The sequence below is a fragment of the Rheinheimera pacifica genome (assembly GCF_024809855.1).
Lineage (GTDB): Bacteria > Pseudomonadota > Gammaproteobacteria > Enterobacterales > Alteromonadaceae > Alishewanella > Alishewanella pacifica_A.
The window spans coordinates 503,114-523,305 of sequence record NZ_JANUEM010000001.1 but is presented as its reverse complement, the minus strand read 5'-3'; the positions used below and the strand labels follow the sequence as shown (position 1 = coordinate 523,305).

The window sequence follows — 20,192 nt, the reverse complement described above, 5'->3', positions numbered from 1 at the left end:
CCGTTACACTGCTGTCAGGGCAGCCTTCACCGAAGGCCAGATTTCATCTGCGCTGGCCTTATCTTCTTCTGTCAGGCTTTGGCCTGATAACACCAGTATTTTACGCTTCACTCCGGCAGCTTTTGCCGCCTGCATATCGGCTTTTTTGTCACCCAGCATCAGGCTTTGGCCTGGGTCAATTTGATATTTTTCTATGGCTTGCAACAGCATGCCAGGTGCGGGTTTACGGCAATTGCAGTTGGTTTGATAAGGCGGCTTGGCATTAACCGGATGATGCGGGCAAAAAAATACATCGGTCAGCGTAACACAATGCAACGCAAACTGAGCTTTCATCCAGTCAGTTAACGCATAAAACTGCTGCTCGGTGTAATAGCCGCGGCCTATGCCCGATTGGTTAGTTACTACGATCAGTAAATAACCCTGCTGCTGTAAATGGCGGCAGGCATCAAACACGCCATCGATAAACTCGAATTGCTCGGGGCTGCTGACATAACCGTGATCAATATTAATTACACCGTCTCTGTCCAGAAAGGCCGCTTTACGTTTTTGATCAAGTGGCTGGTTCATAACTGCTGGCTCATAATTTATGTTCGGTCACTACTTTATCAAACATAGCGGTTACGGCCTCTACTGTTATTTTTTGCATAATGTCGTGGCCTTTTACGCGGGTGCCCCACTTTAGTTCTGCTGCCTTTTTGCCTTGTTGCTCTAATAAAGACTGGTGATAGACCTCAACCACATACTGGCGGAACAAATAAGGCCCGGTACGCTCCGGGTTACTGTGGCCATACAAACCTATCACCGGAGTGCCCACGGCTACGGCCATATGAGCAGGCCCTGTATCTGGCGCTAAGACTAAACTTGCGTGTTTTAACAACGCCAGCAGCTGCTTTAAATTGGTTTTGCCGGTGAGATCTATAATAGGGTGTTGTGCCGAAGCCAGAATAGCCTGGCTTAAATTGCGTTCCAGCTCTGTCGGGCCGCCGCATAACATCACCGCAAAACCTTTGGTATGGGCATAATCTGCCAAAGCCGCATAACGCTCCGGTAACCAGTTGCGCTCGGCTTTAGAAGCGGCTGGGCTGATAATCAACGCCCGTGAGTTGCCAGTTGCCGCTAACTGCTGTTTAGCCCATAGCTCGTCGGCTTCAGGTATAGGCAGTTGCCAGGTTGGCGTTGTGCCAAGCTGTTGCTCTGTCACCCCAATAGCTTTGGCAAACTGGCGAAAACCATCCAGCACATGGCTGCGTGGTGTTGGCTCTATGCGGTGGCGCATAAAAAGCGCATGCAGCTCTTTGGCTGTATGCCAGTCGAAACCAATTTTTTTGCGCGCCTTGATACAGAGTGAAGCGACATTAGCGCGAAAGGCCACCTGCATATGCAGCAGCACGTCAAAATAGTCGTGTTTTAAGTCCTGCTTTAACTGGCTGTAGGCGGCTTTGCCGAGCTTTTTATCAAACACCACAAAACGTACACCGGGTAATCCTTCCAGCAAACGGGCTTCGATTTTGCCGATAATCCAGGTGATTTGCGCTTGTGGGTGCTGACGCTGAATCGCCTGCACTACAGAGACGGCATTACAAACATCGCCAATAGCGGATAAACGCAGAATACAGATAGAGGTTAAGGGCTTAGACAAATCAGTTATTTCCCTGCAAGTCCTGAATTTTCCGTATCACTTTGCTGGTAGAGCGGCCATCAACAAAAGTCAGTACCTGTACTTCACCACCATGGGCTATTACGACATCTGCCCCTACTATGGTTTCAATGCTGTAGTCGCCGCCTTTTACTAAGATGTCAGGCAATATGGTGCTGATTAACTTCAGTGGTGTATCGTTTTCAGCCGCATCATCACCAAAAGGCACTACCCAGTCGACACTGGCGAGGCTTGCCAGCACTGTGGCGCGATCTTCTAAGGTGTTAATAGGGCGCTGTTCGCCTTTTAAGCGGCGTACTGACGCGTCTGAATTAAGCCCCACCACTAAACGGTCACCCAAAGCTTTGGCCTGAGCTAAATAGCGTACATGGCCTGCGTGTAAAATATCAAAGCAGCCATTGGTAAACACAATACGTTCGCCATTTTGCCGGGCAAACTTAATATGCTGCAGTACTTTGTCAAAAGGTGTCTGGTAAAAATCACCCTGTCGGAATAAATCTTTATTCAGCTTTGCGGCCAGCTCTTCTGGTGAAACTGTGGCTGCGCCTACTTTGCCTACCACTATGCCAGCGGCCAAATTTGCCAGCTGAGTGGCATCATGTAAGGACATGCCAGCGCTTAACATCACCGCCAAAGTGGCTATAACGGTATCGCCAGCGCCTGTTACATCGCTTACTTCCAATACCTGGGCCGGGAAGTGATAATGCTCAGTAGCAGTAATCAGGCTCATGCCATTTTCGCTGCGGGTTAATAAAATCGAAGCTAAACCGGCTTTTTGCATCAGCTCACGGGCTGAACTTAGCATCTCTTCTACAGATCCGGTTTTTCCGCCAGCGGTTTTAAATTCACCTAAATTTGGCGTAATCACATCAGCACCGGCGTACACCGACAAATCTGCTTGTTTTGGGTCGACCAATACCATTTTGCCAGCGGCTTTGGCCAGTTTGATCATTTGCGAGATCTGCTGCAGCGAGCCTTTGTTGTAATCACTGAACAGGATCACATCGTAGTTCTGGAACACAGTGGCAAAACGTTCTGCCAGCAGTTGCGCATCAGCAAGGCTGAACATTTCTTCCTGATCCAGCCTTACTATTTGCTGTTGGCGCGATACCACCCGCATTTTGGCTATGGTAGGTTTATGCTGCTGACTAAACAGCTCAGAGTGAATTTGCTCACCGGCCAGCAACTGTTGCAACGATTCGCCCGCGCTGTCGTTACCAATAATACCTAATAAGCCTACTTTACCGTCCAGATGGGCGATATTACGTGCCACGTTGGCCGCGCCACCGGCTTTGTCTTCTATTTTGCTGATTTTTACCACGGGTACCGGTGCTTCAGGTGATATACGCTGCGAGTCGCCATTAAAATAGCGGTCCAGCATCACATCACCCACCACCAGTACAGAAGCAGAAGACAAATTTTGCAGCAGGCTTAAGTTAATCATTAGTTAGTACCTACTATGGCCATATGCTCGATCGATAAATCAAGGGCTTCACACAGCCAGTGGCCAATAAACATATGTACTTCCTGAATACGGGCTGTTTCGTCGTTTTTAACGATAATCGGCAGCTTGGCAATATCTTTAACCAAGCCACCATCACGGCCGGTAAGAGCGACAGTGAAAGCACCTAAGTCATTGGCGGCCTTTAAAGCTAAATTGATATTCGGGCTTTTGCCTGAAGTCGTCAGGCCAATCACCACGTCTTGTGGCCGGACTAAACCTAACACCTGACGCTCAAACACGCTGTCAAAATGATAGTCGTTGGCGTGTGCTGTCAGAATAGACGTGTCGGTAGTTAAGGCGATAGAAGCCAGCGGGCCACGTTCTGCTTTGTAACGCACCATAAACTCAGCGGCTAAATGCTGGCTGTCGGCTGCGCTGCCGCCATTACCCATCCATACTACTTTACCGCCTTGTTTTAAGCAGTCTTGCACGGCGGCCAGTAATTGCATTGCCTGGCTATGATAAGCCTCCACCGTAGCAAAGGCATCACGATGGCGTTTTAAACTCTGTAAAAAACTCTGTTCTAAATCTGACATATAAGGCTCGGCTTAGCTGTGTGAATAAAGGCATTTTAACGGATCTTGTTTATTGCAAAAGAACTTTTTCGCAATGCTCTTTGTCTTCAAAGCCTGCGCGGGAAAAAAAGCTCTGTCTTTAGAAGTGGTTCAGGTAAAATCGTTGCATATTCGCGACACAATACGGAAGAAATACATGGGACAGTATGCTGGATACCCAATCTGGTTAATTAATCTGGACTCTAACCCCGAGCGTTATGAGTCTGCCAAAAAGCAGCTGCACAAGCTGGGTTTAGATGCAGAACGCTTCAGCGCTATTTATGGTAAAAACCTTAGCCCGGGCGATGTGGCGGCTTGTTACGATCCTGCCCTTAACCAGAAAAAATTCCGCCGGCCTTTGTCTCCAGGTGAAATAGGCTGTTATTTAAGTCACCGCACCTTATGGCAGCGGATGGTAGATGAAAATATCGCTATGGCTTTTATTCTGGAAGACGATATAGATTTAGAGCCTGAATTTCTGACCGTGCTGGAAAAAATAACCCAGTTAAACCATTGGGATATGATCAAGTTAGCCGATGACAGAGCTGGCGCCGGTGAGCAGAAAAAAGATCTGGGAGATGGTTATACCTTAGTGAATTTTGCCAAAGTACCGAACTGTACTACGGGGTATGCGTTAACGCTGGAGGGCGCGAAAAAGCTTTTGAGCCGGCCTAAGTTTTTCCGCCCCGTGGATGTTGATTTGCAGTTTTATCCTGAGCTTAACCTGACGGTGTATTCAATCTTGCCTTATCGTTTATGGTCAGCCAGCCGTTTTGAAAGCGAAATTGATAAAATGAGTGGCGGTACCCGTAAAGGTGGCACATCGTTTTGGCGTAACCTGAAATACCGTTTCCAGTTAAAATCTATCCGTAACAAGCATTTGTCAGGCGATGTGTCGCAGGTGCAGTTTAACCCAGCCAAACAGGAAGAGGTGTAAGCATGCGCAGCCGTAAAATTTCCTGCTTTGTGATCTCCTGTAATGAAGAAGACCGCATTGAAGCCTGCTTACAGTCGCTTTCTGGCTGGGTGGATCAACTAATAGTGGTCGATTCCGGCAGTAAAGACAGAACGGTAGAAATAGCAGAAAAGTACGCCGACAAAGTGTACCAAACCGACTGGCCGGGTTTTGGCCCGCAGCGTAACCGGGCTTTAGCCTGGTGTGAGCATGACTGGGTACTGAGCATAGACGCCGACGAAGTGCTGACGCCAGAACTGAAAGTGGAAATTGATCAGGTATTGGCTGAGCCAGATCTGGACGCCAACTTTATTAAAATGCCCTGGCATACCTACTTCTTTGGCAAGTTACTGAAACACGGCCGTTATTCCACACCACAAGGCAAGTTGTTTTTAAAAACCGGCGCCAGTTTTAAAGACCGTCAGGTGCATGAAACCCTGTTATTACCTTATGAAAAAGTGCGGGTATTAAAATCGGCCATTATTCACCATAGCTGGCGCAGTTATCAGCATTGTCAGGAAAAGCATATTAAATACGCCTGTTTAGGTGCTGAAGATAAATTTTCCCGTGGTAAAAAAGCCAGTTTAGGGTTTGCTATTGTGCGGTTTTTCACCGACTTTATTCAGCAATACGTGCTGCGTTTGGGTTTCCTCGACGGCTGGCGTGGTTTATTAATGGCGATAGTGCTGGGCCAATATGCTTTTCATAAGTATGCGGCGTTAGCCACCATGGTGGCTGATGCAAAAGCCAAAGCAAAAAGCTAAATGCACGCCAGATTTTTGCTGCTAAGGCTGATGTACAGCGCCATGATTGTGGCGCTGACGCCTTTGCTTCTGCTGTATTTATTGCTGCGCTCGCGCAAAGACCCGGCCTATCGGCAGCGTTTTGCTGAACGTTTTGCCTTTAAACTGCCTGCCGCTTCAGCCCAAAACGGCATCGTGCTGCATACAGTGTCAGTAGGGGAGTTCAACGCAGCCAAGCCTTTGATTAAAAAACTGTTGCTGCGCTACCCACAGCTGCCGCTTACTATCACCTGCACCACACCTACCGCCTCAGCTGCCATTGCAAAGTTGCAGGCTGAACAGCGCGAATTGGGCAAAAAGGTAGAACATTGCTACCTGCCTTTTGATTATCCGGTTTTAATGCGTCGCTGGTTAAAGTGGATGCAACCGCAATTGTTGCTGATTTTAGAAACTGAGCTGTGGCCTAATCTGTTAGCTAATTGCAAAGCACTGGCTATTCCAACCTTAGTGGTCAATGCCCGTTTATCGGCACGCTCAGCCAAAGGTTACCGGCGTTTTAGCGCCTTAACCCGGCCGATGTTGCAGCATATCAGCCAAATTCTGACGCAGGATAAAAACAGTGCCCGGCGTTTTCAGGCCCTTGGGGCTCAGCAGGTTAGTGTTGCTGGAAATATAAAGTTTGAACTGGACGTGCCGGAAAGTAGCACACACTTGGCACAGAGTTTAAAGCCTGTACTACAAGGCCGTATGGTCTGGGTGGCGGGTAGTACGCATGCTGGTGAAGATGAGTTGCTTATTCAGGCTTATCAGCAGTTAAAAGTGCAGTCTCCAGAGTTATTGCTGGTGCTGGTGCCACGACATCCTGAGCGGTTTGATATTGTCGCGCAGCTGTTACAGCAACAGCACGTGAGGTTTATTCGCCGTAGTAAAGGCCAGTTGCCAGATGCCAGTACTGAAGTTTGGCTTGGCGATTCAATGGGCGAGTTATTAAGCTGGTATCAACTGGCCGATTTTGTGTTTATCGGCGGTAGCCTGATTGAACGCGGCGGTCATAATCCGCTGGAAGCCATGGCTTTTGGCAAAGCTGTGTTATCTGGCCCTTATGTATTTAACTTCCAACTGGTGTTTGCGCTGTTGCGCCAACAGCAAGCTTATTTTCAGGTTGCTACGGTAGCTGAGCTGGCCAGTACGGTAACTAAACTGGTGCAGCAGCCAGAGTTGGCTGCTGAGGCCGGTACAAAAGGCTTAAAACTGTATCAGCAGCAACAAGGTGCCGTGGCGCGTATCATGGCACAGGCGCAGGCATTAGTGCCGCTGGCTGATGTCAGCATAATTAACAATGGCAAGGCCATAGCATGGTTTGACCCGGCGTTTTATCCGCAATTTGAACTACAGTATTTTCAGCCAGAATTTTGGCAACAACAGGGTTTAGTCACAGGCCAATCAAAAGGCCGTAATACAGTGTGGTTTATCCGCCAGCCAAACGGCAAAGAGGCGGTACTGCGGCATTATTACCGTGGTGGTTTGGTAGGTAAGCTAAACAAGGATAAATTCTGGCCAGAGCCTGTAGCCCAAAGCCGGGCTATGGCAGAATTTAGTTTACTCTGGCAAATGCGGCAGTGGGGATTGCCTGTGCCAAGGCCTTGTGCCGCGTTGTACCAAAAACATAGCTTTGGTTATAGCGCTGATATTCTGATTGAACGGATCTCTGGTACCACAGATCTGGCCCATCTGCTGCAACAACGTGCTTTAACCGGCACAGAGTGGCAACAGCTTGGGGCTTTAATCGCCCGTTTTCATCAGCACAACGTGTATCACTCAGATCTAAACTGTCACAATATTCTGCTGGATAATCAGGGCCAGTTTTGGCTAATCGACTTTGATAAATGCGCCATCCGAAGCTGTGCTGATTTTCCGCAGCAAAGCTGGAAGCTACAGAACTTACAGCGTTTGTTACGCTCGCTAAACAAAGAAAAACAGCAACTGCCGGTATTCCATTGGCAGCAGGACCAATTCGCCGCGCTGGAGCTGGGTTATCAGCAAGCGGCAAGCCATACCATACAGAGTAAAAATTAATGCAGCAGTGGGATGTAATAATAATAGGTGCCGGTGCGGCTGGTTTAATGTGCGCGATAGAAGCGGGTAAACGCGGCCGCAAGGTACTGGTGCTAGATAACGGCAAAAGAGTTGGCCGTAAAATTCTGATGTCGGGCGGCGGCCGTTGTAATTTTACTAATATGTATGCCGGGCCGGAGAACTTTCTGTCGCAAAACAAACACTTCTGTAAATCGGCGTTAAGCCGATATACGCAGTGGGATTTTATCGCCCTGGTGCAAAAGTATGGTATTAGCTACCACGAGAAAACCCTCGGCCAGCTGTTTTGTGATGACAGCGCCAAAGATATTGTTGATATGCTGTTAAGCGAAGCCAAGGCCGCCAATGTGCAAATTGCGCTGCAGCAAACTATTACCGGCGTCAGCTTTGCTGATGGTCAATACACCGTTACCACAGCAGAGCTAAGCCGCCAGTGCCACAGTTTAGTGGTGGCCAGCGGTGGTTTAAGCCTGCCGAATTTAGGTGCTACCGCCTTTGGTTTTCAGCTGGCCGAACAGTTTGGGTTAAAAGTGCTGCCACTGCGCGCAGCCTTAGTGCCCCTAACCTGGCAACCCAGCGATAAAGCGGTATTTGAAGAAATCAGCGGTGTGTCCTTACCGGTAACGGCTGAAGCCAACGGTACTTTATTCCCGGAAGATATGCTGTTTACCCATCGCGGTTTAAGCGGGCCGGCCATACTGCAAATTTCCAGCTACTGGCAACCGGGTGATGACGTAATAGTTAATATGGCGCCGCAAACCGATGTGGCCGATTTTCTGGCTACACAACAACAAGCCCACCCCGAGCAGGAAGTAAAAACCGCACTGGCTAAATTGCTACCAAAACGGCTGGTAGAAAAACTATTGGAGCTGAAAATATTTACTAATCAGCCGCTTAAGGCCTTAAACCCGAAAAGCATTAAACAGCTTGCCGACAACCTGCACGGGTATGTGTTTAAACCCAACGGTACCGAAGGCTACCGCACGGCAGAAGTGACCATCGGCGGCGTCGATACCGACTATTTATCGTCAAAGACCATGGAAGCGAAAAACCAGCCGGGCTTGTATTTTATCGGCGAAGTGGTGGACGTGACTGGTTGGTTAGGAGGCTACAACTTTCAATGGGCCTGGGCGTCTGGTTGGGTAGCAGGGCAGTATTGTTAAGGCAAATATCAATATGAAAAAACTCTCTGTAGTACAACTTAAACAACAGGCTGCGGTGCTGGAGGCGGTAACAAAGCTGGAGCAGCAGGCGCTGCTGGACTTGCCTGGCGCGGTGCAGTGCTGGTTTAGCCTGGAGTATGAGGCCTTTCCGGTGTCGTTGCTGGTGCGCTTGCAGTTTACTGAGCAAGCTATGCTGGATACAGCGCAGCCGCAGTTGCTGGTATGGCAAAAGCGGTTGAGCGGCTTGTTACTGAAAAAGGGCATAGTGCTAAAAGATATGCGCAAGCACCTGGTGTTTACGCTTAACAGCCCGGACGATTAAGCGTTAAAAAGGATACATAACACAATGAAATATTACCTTGGCGCTTATGCCGCTTCTCCCAACTATAGTGGCTGGGATCCTATGCTGGAAACAGCGTATTACAACGAATTAAAAGCACTGCCGAATATCAAAGGCCTGGAGCACCCGTTTTTAGGTGCTTTGCACCAATATGATGACAGCTGGTTTTTAGCCAATATCGACCCACAGTGGCATTACGTATTTACCTGTATCCCAGGCATTATGAATGCACTGGGGCAAAACCCAATGTTTGGTATTGCTTCTGATGATGAAGCCGGGCGCCTGGCTGCACTTAACTTTATGCAGCAGGCCTGCACAGCAATTGGTAAATTAAATGCCCACCTGGGCCGTCAGGCTGTTACGGCCATTCAAATCCAGACAGCACCGGCCAGGCATAAAGCGTCATCCTCTAAAGCGGCGCTGATGGCATCGCTGCGCACTATGCTTAGCTGGAACTGGCATGGCGCCCGTATTGTGATTGAACATTGCGATGCTTATGTTGAGCACCAGGCTCCGTCAAAAGGCTTTTTAGCACTAAGTGATGAGCTGGACGTTATTACGCAGTTAAATACAGAGTTGGGCAAAGAGCAGCAATTGGGTATGGTAATTAACTGGGGGCGCTCGGTATTTGAAACCCGCCGGGTTGCAGGTGCTGTTGAGCATATTCTGGCCGCACAGGCGGCAGGTGTGCTAAGCGGGCTGATGTTTTCCGGGGTATCTGATCAGGATAGCGAATACGGCGCCTGGCGTGATAGCCATCAACCACCGCAGAGCAGCGGACAGGTAGTAAAGGGTGAACCCGGTAGCTGGATGACAGAGCAGGCTATGCACAACTGTTTGGCTGTGTGCAACGATGCCGCTGGCTTGCCGGTACTGGGCGCAAAAATTGGCATCCGGCCACACAGTGCCAATATTAGCCAGCGCATGGCATATATTCGCGATACGCTGGCAATATTAGACCGTTATTTTTTACCGTCTTAAGGGTTAAAAGCGTGACTGTTACAGCCGCAAGGAGGCGGCAGCAGGTTTGATACGGCCAAAGTGTTTTAGCGCCAAAAAGCCAACAAGCAGTAATGCAAAAGCAGGTAGCAGGGTGTTGATATAGCTAAGGTAAGTCAGGCTAAGCTCGTGCCGCAGGCTAAACAGCTGCCACAAACTGTATAAACCAAAACCCAGCATTGGCACCGTAACTAAACACAGGTGGTAACGGCGTAGCTGGGTTTGCAGATACAGCAGAGCGATTACAACCGGAACAGCCAGCAACAGATGCAGCACTAAATCCATAATGGAAAGCCATAATAGTGCTGAGCTGCGTAAGGTATCGGAGTCCATAATCCACAGTTGTACCGGGTTTATCGTAGCGATAAAACCAAAACACAAGATCACAAAATACACATGCGCCACGCCAAGCAGCAGGGAAATAAGCGAGCGGATACTAAAAATAATAAGCTTGGCCACCATCACAGGCACTCCGGCAAATACGACAGGCGGCAAACTAGCATGCAGGCCTTAAATTCACAATATAAAAGCACTTTGACGTTTGAGCTTGAACCGGTTGCCCACACTAACACGCCGTAAACCCATCCCTGGGGGCTCGATTCGGCCATCCTAGCCTGCAACGGTTAGTTTAGAGCAAGCCGGTTCTGCTAAGGTTATTTGTAGAGGTTAGTCAGTTAATTTGACGGCGTGCGGTACTTTTCAAACCAGGCCAGCATATATTCTACTTTTTCAATCATCCTGCTGGGGCGGTTAGAAATACCGTGCGGTGAACCCGGTACCCGTACCAGAGTGGTATCAACCCGGCGTAGTTTCAGCGCCTGATAAAACTGCTCTGATTCTGAAATAGGTGTACGCCGGTCTGCTTCACCGGTGATCAAAATCGTCGGGGTTTTTACATTACCAACCAGGCTTAATGGCGAGCGCTGCCAGTAGTGCTCGACATTTTCCCACGGCACACCGGGGAACTGATGGAAGGTTTGATAGGTATAAGTATCGCCGGTTAGCACTTTACTTAACCAGTTAATAATCGGTTTTACCACTGCAGCTGCTTTGTAGCGGTCAGTCAGGCCTATGGCATAAGCGGTAGCAATACCACCGGCCGAGCCGCCACCGATAAACAGGTTATTTTCATCAATAAAGCCCAGTGCCAGCATCGCATTTACGCCGCTGTCGTGGTCGGCGTAGTCTTCCGGTGAGCTGTATTTATTGTGCAGCAACATGGCAAAACGCTCGCCGTACGATGAACTGCCGCGGTGGTTGTCATAAAACACCACATAACCTTCTTTGGCATAGCGCTGCATTTCCGCACTCCACTGAGCGCCATAGGCTAAGTGCGGGCCGCCATGAATTTCAAGCAACAGCGGGTATTTTTTCGCCGGGTCAAAGTCTGGCGGTGTCATATACCAGCCTTGTATTTCTTCATCGTCAAAAGACGACTTATAAGTAATTTCATGTACCTGGGCCAGCTTTTTATGGCCAAGCAAATCTTCATTCAGGGCAGTAAGTACTGTAGCTTTACCTTTCTGTAGCACCGCAACCTCACTCGGACGCTGGCTGGTACCATGTGTGTATGCGATGGTGCCGTTATTGGCTACCGAGTATGAGCCGCTTAAATAAGGCTGCGGCTGTGACACCCCGCCTAAGCTGGCAGTAAGCTCGGTAATTTTACCGCCGCTGGTCAGGGTAGCCAGCTTGCGCTGGCCGCGATCGTCGTACTGCACCACAAAGCTGGAGTTATTCAGCCAGTTTGGCTGGTCGATACTGCGATCAAAGTCTGCAGCTATGTCGCTGATGTTGTTTGAACTCAGGTTTAATACTTTCAGCTTGCTGTTACTGTAAGGCACCAGGGCATTGTTTTGCCATAAAAACGCCAGTTGTTTACCGTCGGGCGAAAACACCGGCGATGATTCAGTGCCTGGCATAGTAGTAAGGGCTGTTAACTGTTCTGTGGCTAAATCCAGTTTATATAAATTGCTGTCGCGTGGCTGATATTCCCAGTCGGGGTCGAGGTTGGCAGAAAATACCAGCGCTTTGCTATCTGGTGTAAAGCTTAAATCGCTACCGTAATTAAAGTCACCCTGCGTTAACTGGCGCTCAGTGCCGCCACTGGCCGGCAGAACAAATATTTGCCGGAACTGCGGCTTTAAAAAGCCCTGGCCGTCAGCCTGATAGCGCACGCGGTCCAGCACTACGGCGGGCTCAGACCATTTGGCACCATTAGGTTTTTTTACCCGCTTTACACTTTGTTTTACAGCGGCCTCACGGGCATCTACATTCATGGTAAACGCCAGTTGTTTGCCATCCGGTGACCAAACCAGGTTAGATGGGCTTTGCCGTAATTTAGACAACTGGGCGGTTTTGTTTTCTGCCAGCCAGTGCAAATGAATTTGCCGGGAGCCGCTCATATCAGAAATAAAAGCCAAATGTTTACCGTCGGCAGACCAACGCGGCTGGCTGTAATTAAACTGGTCGGCAAACAGCGGCACTTGCTGGCTGGTTTTTACATCCACCAACCACAGGCTGTTGCGGGTACTGTCGGTCATAATGTCATTACTGGCGCGCACATAGACAATTTTGCTGCCATCAGGCGATATTTGCACATCAGCGGCATATTCCAGTGCGAAAATATCTTCTGCCTCAAAGTAACGGCTGCTGGCTGTTGTAGTGGCGTTGGCTGCGCCCGATATGGCAACAGGCTCTTCAGCCAGTAAGGCAGGGCTGCTCAGTAATAAGCTGGTGGTAATCACCAGCGCTGAGCGGGTAAATGTACGCATAATGCTCCCGGATAGTGTAGTTTAAGTTTATTTTTGCTTAAACCTAACCCGATCCAGACAGAAGTACAAACCCTACAGCGGCAAAGCGCAGGTTTTAAGCGGCATAGCTAATATGCTGTGGTAATACGGCAAAGAAAAAGGCTGGCGCTAAGGCCAGCCGTTTTAGCATCAGGCAGATAAGCTGTCGAAGATATGCAAAAAGGTGGGAGCTTGCTGAATATGCAACTGCATACGTAAACGCCGGGCAATATCCTGCGCGCTTATTACACCGCGGATCTGGTGTGATTCACGGTCCACTACCACACAGTGTTGCTCACCACTTGATTGCAGCGTGTTAACTACATCAGCAATGCTGCAGTGCTGCAGTTGCTGGTACGCCAGTGCTTTAATGCGCTCACGCGGGCGCATTAAGTCAGCTACGGTAATGTCATCGCGGCTGTCGCCAAAGGCAATACGGCGCATAATCGATTGATCTGACAGTTGGTCAAGGTGCAATAAACCCACTAATTCCGCGTCGTGGTCTACTACCAGCTTAAGTTTGGTTTGCTCCTGCTGCATCATGTCCAGCGCATCACGTGCTGTGGTAGATGCAATCACAGTATTAGGCTGGCTGTGTTTAAAGTCGGTCACTACGGTCAGTGCCGGTGAGTTTAATGTCATACCATCAAAATCGGTAGGTTGTACTAAATGGTCAATGGCTTCAACAGAATATAATGCTAATGTTTTCATGGTGTTCCTCACATACCGGTACGCAGAGGCCATACCGGCTAAAAAATAATTTAATGGTGAACAGCAGGGCTGTTCTGGCTGAAATTAATGTGAGGATAAAACCGGCGGGGCGCGGGCCTGCAGAGAAACTAAGAACGGTGCTTTGCTAAATACAATGCGCACAGCATAAACTGTGCTGAAAAAAGCTAAGGTGGTAATACCGGCAGAAACCGGCAGCACAGGTTGTGGTTCGTCAGTGCTGTCTTGTTCTGTTGTTACTGTGTGGTGTGAAGCAGATGGCGTAAGTGCATGAAACTGGGTATCTGCCAGCGGCGATAAGCGCTGATCATGCACAGCAAAGGCTTGCGGCGTGCACAATAAACTCAGATACAACAGTAAGGCAAAACTACTTAGCCAGCGCATACAACCTCATTCACTTAATACACCGTTTTAAGGTAACACGATGTCATTTGATAATGAGCGCTTGTTATAGCTTGCGCAAGGGGGCGCTGCAAAAATAGCTGAAAATTGCGATTAACGACTATTTTTGCACGACACAGTGGCGTTTACAGGCCGGAGAGCAGGCTTTTCAGTAACAGTGCAACCAATGTCAGGCTGCCTAAACCCACCAGATACAGCAGAATAAACCAGACTATTTTAGGCAATGGCCGTCCGTTAGGCAGCGATAGTTTTACCATTAGTAGCCCTCCTCATAGTCTTCTACCTTACCGCGAAAGATATGATAACCCCATAAAGTATACGCCAGAATAAGCGGTAAAAAGATCAGTACGCCCGGTAACATAAAGCTTAAGCTGCTATCGGGGGCCGCTGCAGTATAAAAGCTGATTTGGTGCGGCAGTAAGTAAGGAAACAGCCCTGCAACCAAACCGGCAAAAGCCAGTAAAAACAAACTGGCAGCCAGCCAAAACGGGCGGCTTTCATGGCGGATACTGATATCTGCCTCTGCAGCAAACTGGCGCTGCACCCTGCCTAAATCACGGAATAACAACCTGGCAGCCAGTACGGCCATCAGGGGCAGTAACATTAGGATCAGGCTGTGGGCGCCGCCGAACCAACGATCGCGGATCTCCGGTTGCCGGTATAGCGTAAATAAACTGACCAACAACATCGCCAGCATTACAAATAATAACAGGCGCTGGCCGTAGCGGGCGGCTTTTTGCTGAATGTCTCCGCGGCTTTTCATGGTCAGATAAGTGCACCCCAGCAAAGCATAGCCAGCCATTACCGCTAAACCGGTAAACAGGCTAAACGGCGTTAACCACTGCAGGCTGGACGAGGCTATGCTGTCGGCATCGACTCCCTGCACCAATACACCCAGCATCAGGCCCTGACAAAACGCCGCCAGGCTGGAGCCTATGGCAAAAGCCCGGTTCCACCATATTTTAGAGGTATGGGATTTAAAGCGGTATTCAAACGCCACGCCGCGAAAGATCAGCCCTATCAGCATTAGCATAATTGGCAGGTACAGTAGTGAGGCGATGCTGGCATATGCCAGCGGAAAAGCGCCAAACAGGATCACACCGCCAAATACCAGCCAGGTTTCGTTGCCATCCCAGACATGCGAAATAGAACGCATTAAATGATCGTGCTCGGCGTCGGTGTTAAACCATGGATACAAAATACCGATGCCTAAATCAAAGCCATCCAGCAGCACATACATTAAAATGGCAAAACCCAGCAACAGGAAATAAAACAAAGGCAGACCTATTTGCAGTTCCATTAGTGTTGCTCCTGTTCCGGTTTTATATGTTTGGCCAGTGCTACGGCATAGCCCGATGCTTTAACACCAATCAGTTGTTGTGACAGTTTTTCCATCGGTGGCGGCCCTTTACGGATAAGCTTGCGCATAAAGTACAGGTAAACACCAAACAGCAGGCTGTATGTCAGCACAAACAGGGTGAGAGAAAACAGCACCCGCTCAGCTGGCAGAGGCGATACCACATCTATCGTACGTATCAGGCCATGTACCAGCCACGGCTGGCGGCCAACCTCTACCACATACCAGCCCGCCAGCACAGCAATAATGCCGCTGGGGGCCAGATAACTGCAGGCAGTTAAAAACCAGCGGCTTTGGTATAAGGTGCCACGCCAGCGTAAGAATGCACCGGTAAACGCGGTTAAAATCATCAGTACGCCAATACCCACCATCACGCGGAACGAGAAAAACACCACAGCTACATTAGGCCGCTCGTCAGCTGGTACAGCCTTTAAGCCCATTAGTTCACCATCAGGGTCGTGGGTTAAAATCAGGCTGGCCAGTTTTGGAATACCTATCTCAAAATGGTTTTTTTCTGCCACTCTGTCTGGAATGGCGAATAACAGCAGCGGCGCACCGGCTTCACGCTCGGCCCAAATACCCTCCATTGCGGCCAGTTTTACCGGCTGATGCTCTTTTACATTAAGGCCGTGCAAATCACCGACATAAGCCTGTAGCGGCGTTAAAATCAGTGCCAGCCACAGTGTCATAGACAAGCCTTTGCGGGCCATGTTTTTGTGCTCGCTGTGCCGCAGTTGCCATGCGCTGGTAGCTAACACAACAAAAGTGCCGGTAATAAAAGCCGCCAGTAACATATGAGTAAAGCGGTATGGCATTGACGGGTTAAAAATGACCTGCCACCAGCTGTCTACCTGGAATACGCCATCAACAATAATATGGCCGGCCGGTGTATGCATCCAGGAGTTGGCGGCAATAATCCAAAATGCCGAAATCCAGGTGCCTACTGCCACCACCACCGTAGCCATAAAATGCAGCTTAGGCCCAACGCGTTGCCAGCCAAACAACATAATGCCAAGAAAGCCTGCCTCAAGGAAAAACGCGGTCAGTACCTCGTATGCCATTAACGGTCCCAGCACTGCGCCGGTAATGCGGGAAAATTCAGAAAAGTTGGTGCCAAATTCGTACGACAACACTATGCCTGACACCACCCCCATACCAAAAGTAATGGCGAAAGGCTTGATCCAGAATTTAGCCAGTTGCAAATAGAGCGGGTTGCCGGTTTTCAGCCATAGGCCTTCCCAAATCGCAATCAACGTTGCCAGGCCGATGGTAATAGACGGAAAAATAATGTGGAAACTAACGGTAAACGCAAACTGCAAACGGGATAATAGCGCAGCATCCAGTTCCATATCAGCGTCTCCGCTGCTGCAAATAATGGTAGAGGGCAGGCGCCAGCGCTACGGCCACCATCAGGCTTAGTGCCAGAACTTCAGTGATTAATAAACTACTATTCATAATGTACTCTCTTAATGCGACATCTGCTTGGTTTATATAACTGGGTTTGTGCAACGAGATTTGCAAGATGCTTACCACTTTTTGAGCGAACTTATTACTTTATGATTTATATCAATTTTTATATTCTTCTTGTTTGGATTGTCAACAAGGTTTACGATTTACACTTCAGGTTAATGTAAACGAGGTTTACAGTGCCACTGTACTTAATATTTGAAATAAGCATGCTGTTAACCAGTGGTTGTGCGGTATTACTGGCTGGCTGGTTACTCTGGCAAGGGCAGCGCCAAACAGGTATGCCGGCATTGGCAGGTTTTGCCGCTATGATGGCATTGTGGTGCGCGGGTCATATTGCCATTTTGCATCAGTGGCCGCAGTTGGGTATTGCATTGGTACTGGCAAACCCGCTAATGCCAATGTGCTTTTTACATTTTGCTTTGCAATTTGTCGCAGCAGGCCGGCCTTTAGCGGCATGGCAGAAGGTTTTGCAGCGACATATTATGCTGCTATATGGCTTTACGTTACTGCTTATTGTACTGAGTTGGCAGTTTAATGGTGGCAAAATTATTGCTACTACCGGTTTTAATACCTTTTTTGCTTTTCAGGGGCTGGGCTGGTTAAACCTGGTGTACACCGTGTTGCTGGGTGTTGCCGCCCATGGTGTGCTGCTGCATGGCTGGCGGCATCATTCCGGTAACCGCAAGCGTTCTATTGGCGCTATGTTTATCGCCGGGGGCTGGGGCTTACTGCTGGCTAGCAGTTTTATATTCCCGTCACTTGGCCTGACCTGGTATCCGTACCCGATGCTGTTATTACCCAGCTACCTGTTATTACTGGTATATGGTGTGGTGCGGTATCAGGTACTGGCGATTAATGCTTTTGCCAACAAGGCATTGCTGTGGTTTTGTATGTTGCTGGTGGTGCTGGCGTTGATGGCACTGGTCAGTGCCATGCTGGGGCAGTTTGGTATGCAGGCGCTGTCGGCAGTTCCGGCATGGCAGCTTTGGCTGTATTCTGCTTTGCTGCTGTTATTATCGGCTGCCTGTTATCAGCCGGTGGCGGCACTTGCCAGGCGGTTGATATATCCCGGCGTGACATTAAATGAAGCCTTGCTGGAGCGCTGGCGCTCGCAGTTGCAGCAAAGCGAAAGCTGGACAGAACTGGCGGCGCTTGGCAGCACATTGTTAGCACAACAGTTACGTATGCGCGTTGCTGTGCATTTACCGCACACTCAGGCCGTGGCAGCCCAACTGCAAATTCACTGCCAGCGGGGGGCCGGAGGCTGGCATTATGAGCTTAACGGCTGGGATGATGTTACACCGGGTTACAGGCTGCAGGGCGAGGTGTTTGCAGCTTTATTGTTAAGCAGTTGCCGTATTCTGGAACAATCATTAAAACTGGCCGAGGCGGAGCGAAAACGGCTGGATCAACAGCATCTGGTAGAGCTTGGCGCATTATCGGCCGCGATGGCGCATGAGCTGAGAAACCCGCTGAATATTATTGCTATGGCCGCAGCAAGTACGGCAGACGACACCCGCCGGCATATTCAGCAGCAATTAAAACGTGCCGACCGGCTAATTGCCGATTTACTGAGTTATTCCGGCCAGCTGCAGTTGCAATTAACCACAGTACCACTTAATGCACTGTTGCAAAGCCTGGTTCAGCAACACGACTGGCAAGGAGTAAGTTGTCAGTTAGAGATAGATGAACAACTGCTGATCACCGCCGATGTTTACCGTTTGCAGCAGGTAATAGTAAACCTGCTGGATAATGCACTGGCATTTTGCCGTAACCAGAATGGTGCCATTATTAAGCTGCAGGCACAGCAACAGGGCCCGCAGTTGCTGTTGTATGTGCACAATAATGGCCCGGCTATTGCCCCTGAGCAGCATAGCAGCCTGTTTCAGCCGTTTGTCAGCAAACGGGCTGGCGGCAGTGGCCTGGGGCTGGCGATAGTGCGGCGTATTATGCAGGCGCACGGTGGTGAAATTAACCACCGCACTGATCTTGGCTGGCCAGTCAGCTTTGAATTACGTTTTAATTTAAATAAAGAAGATACTGTAAATGAATAAAGGCCGCATATTACTGGTTGACGACGAACCGGCATTTCGCCAGTTGGCGCAAAGCTGGTTGCAAAACAGTGGTTATCAGGTAGTCACGACGGCCGATTTAACCGAGGCGCGCCAGCAACTACAGCAATTTGACGCTGACTTAATTTTGCTTGATTTATCATTACCGCCCCAATTTAACCCGCAGCATACTCTACAGGCCCTGCCGGAATTTATTGCCAGGCCGGTCATTATTTTAACTGGCCATGCCGAACGGCAACTGGCGCTGGATGCTATTGCGCTTGGTGCCTGGGATTTTATAGCCAAACCGGTTGACCCTGATTTACTGGCAGTAGTAATAAAGCGCGCGCTGGGTAAGCATCAACTTGAACAAGAGCTTAGCCAGTTGAAACAACAACGCCAGGCCAGTAACGCAGTGCAGCGTTTAATTGGTGTATCACCGGCGATGGAGGCTATGCGCACGCTGATCCAGCGTATTGCCCCTACTGATGTACGGGTGTTGGTAACCGGGCCATCCGGTACCGGTAAAGAAGTGGTATCGCGGGCATTGCATGAACTCAGCCGGCGCTCAGAGCAAGCTTTTGTGTCTGTGCATTGTGGCGCCATTCCGGCCGACCTGCTCGAAAGTGAACTGTTTGGCTATGTTAAAGGTGCTTTTACCGGGGCCGATAAAGATCGGCCGGGGTTGCTGAAACTGGCTGACGGTGGCACCTTGTTTCTCGATGAAATTGGCGAAATGCCCTTACCGATGCAGGTAAAGCTGTTGCGGGTACTGCAGGAAGGCACCTTTTTCCCGGTTGGCGGGCGTGAGCAGCAAAAAATTGACTTACGGCTTATTTCTGCCACCAACGCTAATTTGCCACAATTGGTACAAAAAGGCCTGTTTCGGGAAGATCTGTATTACCGCATTAAAGGTATTACGCTGGAAACTGTTGCTCTTAGCAGCCGTAGTCAGGATATACCGCTACTGCTGCAGTTTTTTCTTGAGCAGTTATCGCAGCAGCAGGGCCAGCGATTAAAACTGGACAGCACTGCACTAAGCTGGTTTTTACAGCGCGACTGGCCGGGTAATATCCGCGAGCTGAAAAACACGCTGGAAAGCGTTGCCGCAGTGGCGCAGGGCGGAGTGATCAGCATGGCTGATATCAGCTTGCTGCACCCGGAAGCCGGTACACCGGACGCTACACAAGTGGTAACACAGACAGGTGTACAATTGTTAGATCAGGCCGTGCAGCAATTGGAAATACGCATGATTAAACAAGCGCTTGAGCAATGTAACGGTAATAAAAGCCAGGCCGCACGCCAACTGGGTTTATCCCGGCAGGGGTTACTAAAGAAAATTGACCGCTACCAACTGGCAGATTAAGGTAGGCGGCAAAACT

Annotated in this window: 19 protein-coding genes; 8 read left to right on the top strand and 11 right to left on the bottom strand. The window is 49.4% G+C overall.

Translation table 11 applies throughout. The annotated features are described in order from the left end of the window. Positions 1 to 3 precede the first annotated feature (3 nt). The 4 genes from gmhB to M2404_RS02405 are packed head-to-tail and all read right to left on the bottom strand — an operon-like array spanning position 4 to position 3,697. The gene (gene gmhB / locus M2404_RS02420; protein ID WP_259238072.1) at positions 4 to 567 is read right to left on the bottom strand and encodes a D-glycero-beta-D-manno-heptose 1,7-bisphosphate 7-phosphatase; all 564 of its coding nucleotides are present in this window, start codon (positions 565 to 567) and stop codon (positions 4 to 6) included. A gap of 10 nt (positions 568 to 577) precedes the next feature. Beyond that, positions 578 to 1,639, bottom strand: coding sequence for a glycosyltransferase family 9 protein (locus tag M2404_RS02415; RefSeq protein WP_259238070.1), 1,062 nt, complete (start codon positions 1,637 to 1,639; stop codon positions 578 to 580). 1 nt (position 1,640) lies between these two features. Further along, the gene (hldE, locus tag M2404_RS02410) at positions 1,641 to 3,101 is read right to left on the bottom strand and encodes a bifunctional D-glycero-beta-D-manno-heptose-7-phosphate kinase/D-glycero-beta-D-manno-heptose 1-phosphate adenylyltransferase HldE (RefSeq protein ID WP_259238068.1); all 1,461 of its coding nucleotides are present in this window, start codon (positions 3,099 to 3,101) and stop codon (positions 1,641 to 1,643) included. Beyond that, the gene (locus M2404_RS02405) at positions 3,101 to 3,697 is read right to left on the bottom strand and encodes a D-sedoheptulose-7-phosphate isomerase (RefSeq protein WP_259238066.1); all 597 of its coding nucleotides are present in this window, start codon (positions 3,695 to 3,697) and stop codon (positions 3,101 to 3,103) included. The genes hldE and M2404_RS02405 overlap by 1 nt, the downstream gene beginning before the upstream one ends. A gap of 175 nt (positions 3,698 to 3,872) precedes the next feature. Between M2404_RS02405 and M2404_RS02400 the strand changes: the two genes are divergently transcribed. Genes M2404_RS02400 through M2404_RS02375 form a run of 6 tightly spaced genes read left to right on the top strand, consistent with a single transcriptional unit; the run spans position 3,873 to position 9,991 of the window. Continuing rightward, on the top strand, positions 3,873 to 4,652 hold the full coding sequence (locus tag M2404_RS02400) for a glycosyltransferase family 25 protein (protein ID WP_259238065.1): 780 nt from the start codon (positions 3,873 to 3,875) through the stop codon (positions 4,650 to 4,652). 2 nt (positions 4,653 to 4,654) lie between these two features. Continuing rightward, positions 4,655 to 5,434, top strand: coding sequence for a glycosyltransferase family 2 protein (locus M2404_RS02395; RefSeq protein WP_259238064.1), 780 nt, complete (start codon positions 4,655 to 4,657; stop codon positions 5,432 to 5,434). Beyond that, entirely contained in the window at positions 5,435 to 7,489 is a 2,055-nt protein-coding gene (gene waaA, locus M2404_RS02390) for a lipid IV(A) 3-deoxy-D-manno-octulosonic acid transferase (protein WP_259238063.1), read from the top strand. It begins immediately after the preceding gene. Then, complete coding sequence (locus tag M2404_RS02385) at positions 7,489 to 8,670, top strand: BaiN/RdsA family NAD(P)/FAD-dependent oxidoreductase (protein WP_259238061.1); 1,182 nt, start codon at positions 7,489 to 7,491, stop codon at positions 8,668 to 8,670. The genes waaA and M2404_RS02385 overlap by 1 nt, the downstream gene beginning before the upstream one ends. A gap of 13 nt (positions 8,671 to 8,683) precedes the next feature. Continuing rightward, positions 8,684 to 8,992, top strand: a complete 309-nt coding sequence (locus tag M2404_RS02380; protein WP_259238059.1) for a hypothetical protein — start codon at positions 8,684 to 8,686, stop codon at positions 8,990 to 8,992. 24 nt (positions 8,993 to 9,016) lie between these two features. Continuing rightward, positions 9,017 to 9,991, top strand: coding sequence for a DUF4862 family protein (locus M2404_RS02375; protein WP_259238058.1), 975 nt, complete (start codon positions 9,017 to 9,019; stop codon positions 9,989 to 9,991). A gap of 18 nt (positions 9,992 to 10,009) precedes the next feature. On the opposite strand, the gene M2404_RS02370 is transcribed toward M2404_RS02375, so the two are convergent. The 7 genes from M2404_RS02370 to M2404_RS02340 all read right to left on the bottom strand — a co-directional run bounded on the left by M2404_RS02370 (position 10,010) and on the right by M2404_RS02340 (position 16,638). After that, positions 10,010 to 10,474 carry a hypothetical protein gene (locus M2404_RS02370; protein ID WP_259238056.1) on the bottom strand — a complete coding sequence of 155 codons (465 nt, stop codon included), beginning with the start codon at positions 10,472 to 10,474 and terminating at the stop codon, positions 10,010 to 10,012. A 209-nt stretch (positions 10,475 to 10,683) separates the two neighbouring features. After that, a complete protein-coding gene (locus M2404_RS02365) occupies positions 10,684 to 12,783 on the bottom strand; it encodes a S9 family peptidase (RefSeq protein WP_259238055.1) in 2,100 nt (699 codons plus the stop codon). Between the two features lie 168 nt (positions 12,784 to 12,951). Further along, positions 12,952 to 13,512, bottom strand: a complete 561-nt coding sequence (locus M2404_RS02360) for a CBS domain-containing protein (protein WP_215396839.1) — start codon at positions 13,510 to 13,512, stop codon at positions 12,952 to 12,954. Between the two features lie 84 nt (positions 13,513 to 13,596). Beyond that, positions 13,597 to 13,914 carry a hypothetical protein gene (locus M2404_RS02355; RefSeq protein ID WP_259238052.1) on the bottom strand — a complete coding sequence of 106 codons (318 nt, stop codon included), beginning with the start codon at positions 13,912 to 13,914 and terminating at the stop codon, positions 13,597 to 13,599. A 143-nt stretch (positions 13,915 to 14,057) separates the two neighbouring features. Further along, positions 14,058 to 14,189: a hypothetical protein gene (locus M2404_RS02350; RefSeq protein WP_259238050.1), complete on the bottom strand. Its 132-nt coding sequence runs from the start codon at positions 14,187 to 14,189 to the stop codon at positions 14,058 to 14,060. Continuing rightward, positions 14,189 to 15,232, bottom strand: a complete 1,044-nt coding sequence (cydB, locus tag M2404_RS02345; RefSeq protein WP_259238049.1) for a cytochrome d ubiquinol oxidase subunit II — start codon at positions 15,230 to 15,232, stop codon at positions 14,189 to 14,191. Before cydB ends, M2404_RS02350 begins: the two co-directional genes overlap by 1 nt. Then, complete coding sequence (locus tag M2404_RS02340) at positions 15,232 to 16,638, bottom strand: cytochrome ubiquinol oxidase subunit I (protein ID WP_259238047.1); 1,407 nt, start codon at positions 16,636 to 16,638, stop codon at positions 15,232 to 15,234. Before M2404_RS02340 ends, cydB begins: the two co-directional genes overlap by 1 nt. Before the next feature lie 327 nt (positions 16,639 to 16,965). Here M2404_RS02340 and M2404_RS02335 point away from each other — a divergent pair, with 327 nt between their 5' ends. After that, a complete protein-coding gene (locus tag M2404_RS02335; protein WP_259238046.1) occupies positions 16,966 to 18,813 on the top strand; it encodes a sensor histidine kinase in 1,848 nt (615 codons plus the stop codon). Then, entirely contained in the window at positions 18,806 to 20,176 is a 1,371-nt protein-coding gene (locus M2404_RS02330) for a sigma-54-dependent transcriptional regulator (protein WP_259238045.1), read from the top strand. The genes M2404_RS02335 and M2404_RS02330 overlap by 8 nt, the downstream gene beginning before the upstream one ends. The last annotated feature ends 16 nt before the right edge of the window (positions 20,177 to 20,192 follow it).

Bases quoted from the DNA above. Each gene is read 5' to 3' on its own strand.
- hldE (WP_259238068.1), bottom strand. From the start codon at position 3,101: ATGATTAACTTAAGCCTGCTGCAAAATTTGTCTTCTGCTTCTGTACTG.
- M2404_RS02375 (WP_259238058.1), top strand. From the start codon at position 9,017: ATGAAATATTACCTTGGCGCTTATGCCGCTTCTCCCAACTATAGTGGC.
- gmhB (WP_259238072.1), bottom strand. From the start codon at position 567: ATGAACCAGCCACTTGATCAAAAACGTAAAGCGGCCTTTCTGGACAGA.
- M2404_RS02380 (WP_259238059.1), top strand. From the start codon at position 8,684: ATGAAAAAACTCTCTGTAGTACAACTTAAACAACAGGCTGCGGTGCTG.
- M2404_RS02360 (WP_215396839.1), bottom strand. From the start codon at position 13,512: ATGAAAACATTAGCATTATATTCTGTTGAAGCCATTGACCATTTAGTA.
- M2404_RS02405 (WP_259238066.1), bottom strand. From the start codon at position 3,697: ATGTCAGATTTAGAACAGAGTTTTTTACAGAGTTTAAAACGCCATCGT.
- M2404_RS02385 (WP_259238061.1), top strand. From the start codon at position 7,489: ATGCAGCAGTGGGATGTAATAATAATAGGTGCCGGTGCGGCTGGTTTA.
- M2404_RS02365 (WP_259238055.1), bottom strand. From the start codon at position 12,783: ATGCGTACATTTACCCGCTCAGCGCTGGTGATTACCACCAGCTTATTA.
- M2404_RS02340 (WP_259238047.1), bottom strand. From the start codon at position 16,638: ATGGAACTGGATGCTGCGCTATTATCCCGTTTGCAGTTTGCGTTTACC.
- M2404_RS02400 (WP_259238065.1), top strand. From the start codon at position 3,873: ATGGGACAGTATGCTGGATACCCAATCTGGTTAATTAATCTGGACTCT.
- cydB (WP_259238049.1), bottom strand. From the start codon at position 15,232: ATGGAACTGCAAATAGGTCTGCCTTTGTTTTATTTCCTGTTGCTGGGT.
- M2404_RS02350 (WP_259238050.1), bottom strand. From the start codon at position 14,189: ATGGTAAAACTATCGCTGCCTAACGGACGGCCATTGCCTAAAATAGTC.
- M2404_RS02355 (WP_259238052.1), bottom strand. From the start codon at position 13,914: ATGCGCTGGCTAAGTAGTTTTGCCTTACTGTTGTATCTGAGTTTATTG.
- M2404_RS02330 (WP_259238045.1), top strand. From the start codon at position 18,806: ATGAATAAAGGCCGCATATTACTGGTTGACGACGAACCGGCATTTCGC.
- M2404_RS02395 (WP_259238064.1), top strand. From the start codon at position 4,655: ATGCGCAGCCGTAAAATTTCCTGCTTTGTGATCTCCTGTAATGAAGAA.
- M2404_RS02335 (WP_259238046.1), top strand. From the start codon at position 16,966: ATGCTGTTAACCAGTGGTTGTGCGGTATTACTGGCTGGCTGGTTACTC.
- waaA (WP_259238063.1), top strand. From the start codon at position 5,435: ATGCACGCCAGATTTTTGCTGCTAAGGCTGATGTACAGCGCCATGATT.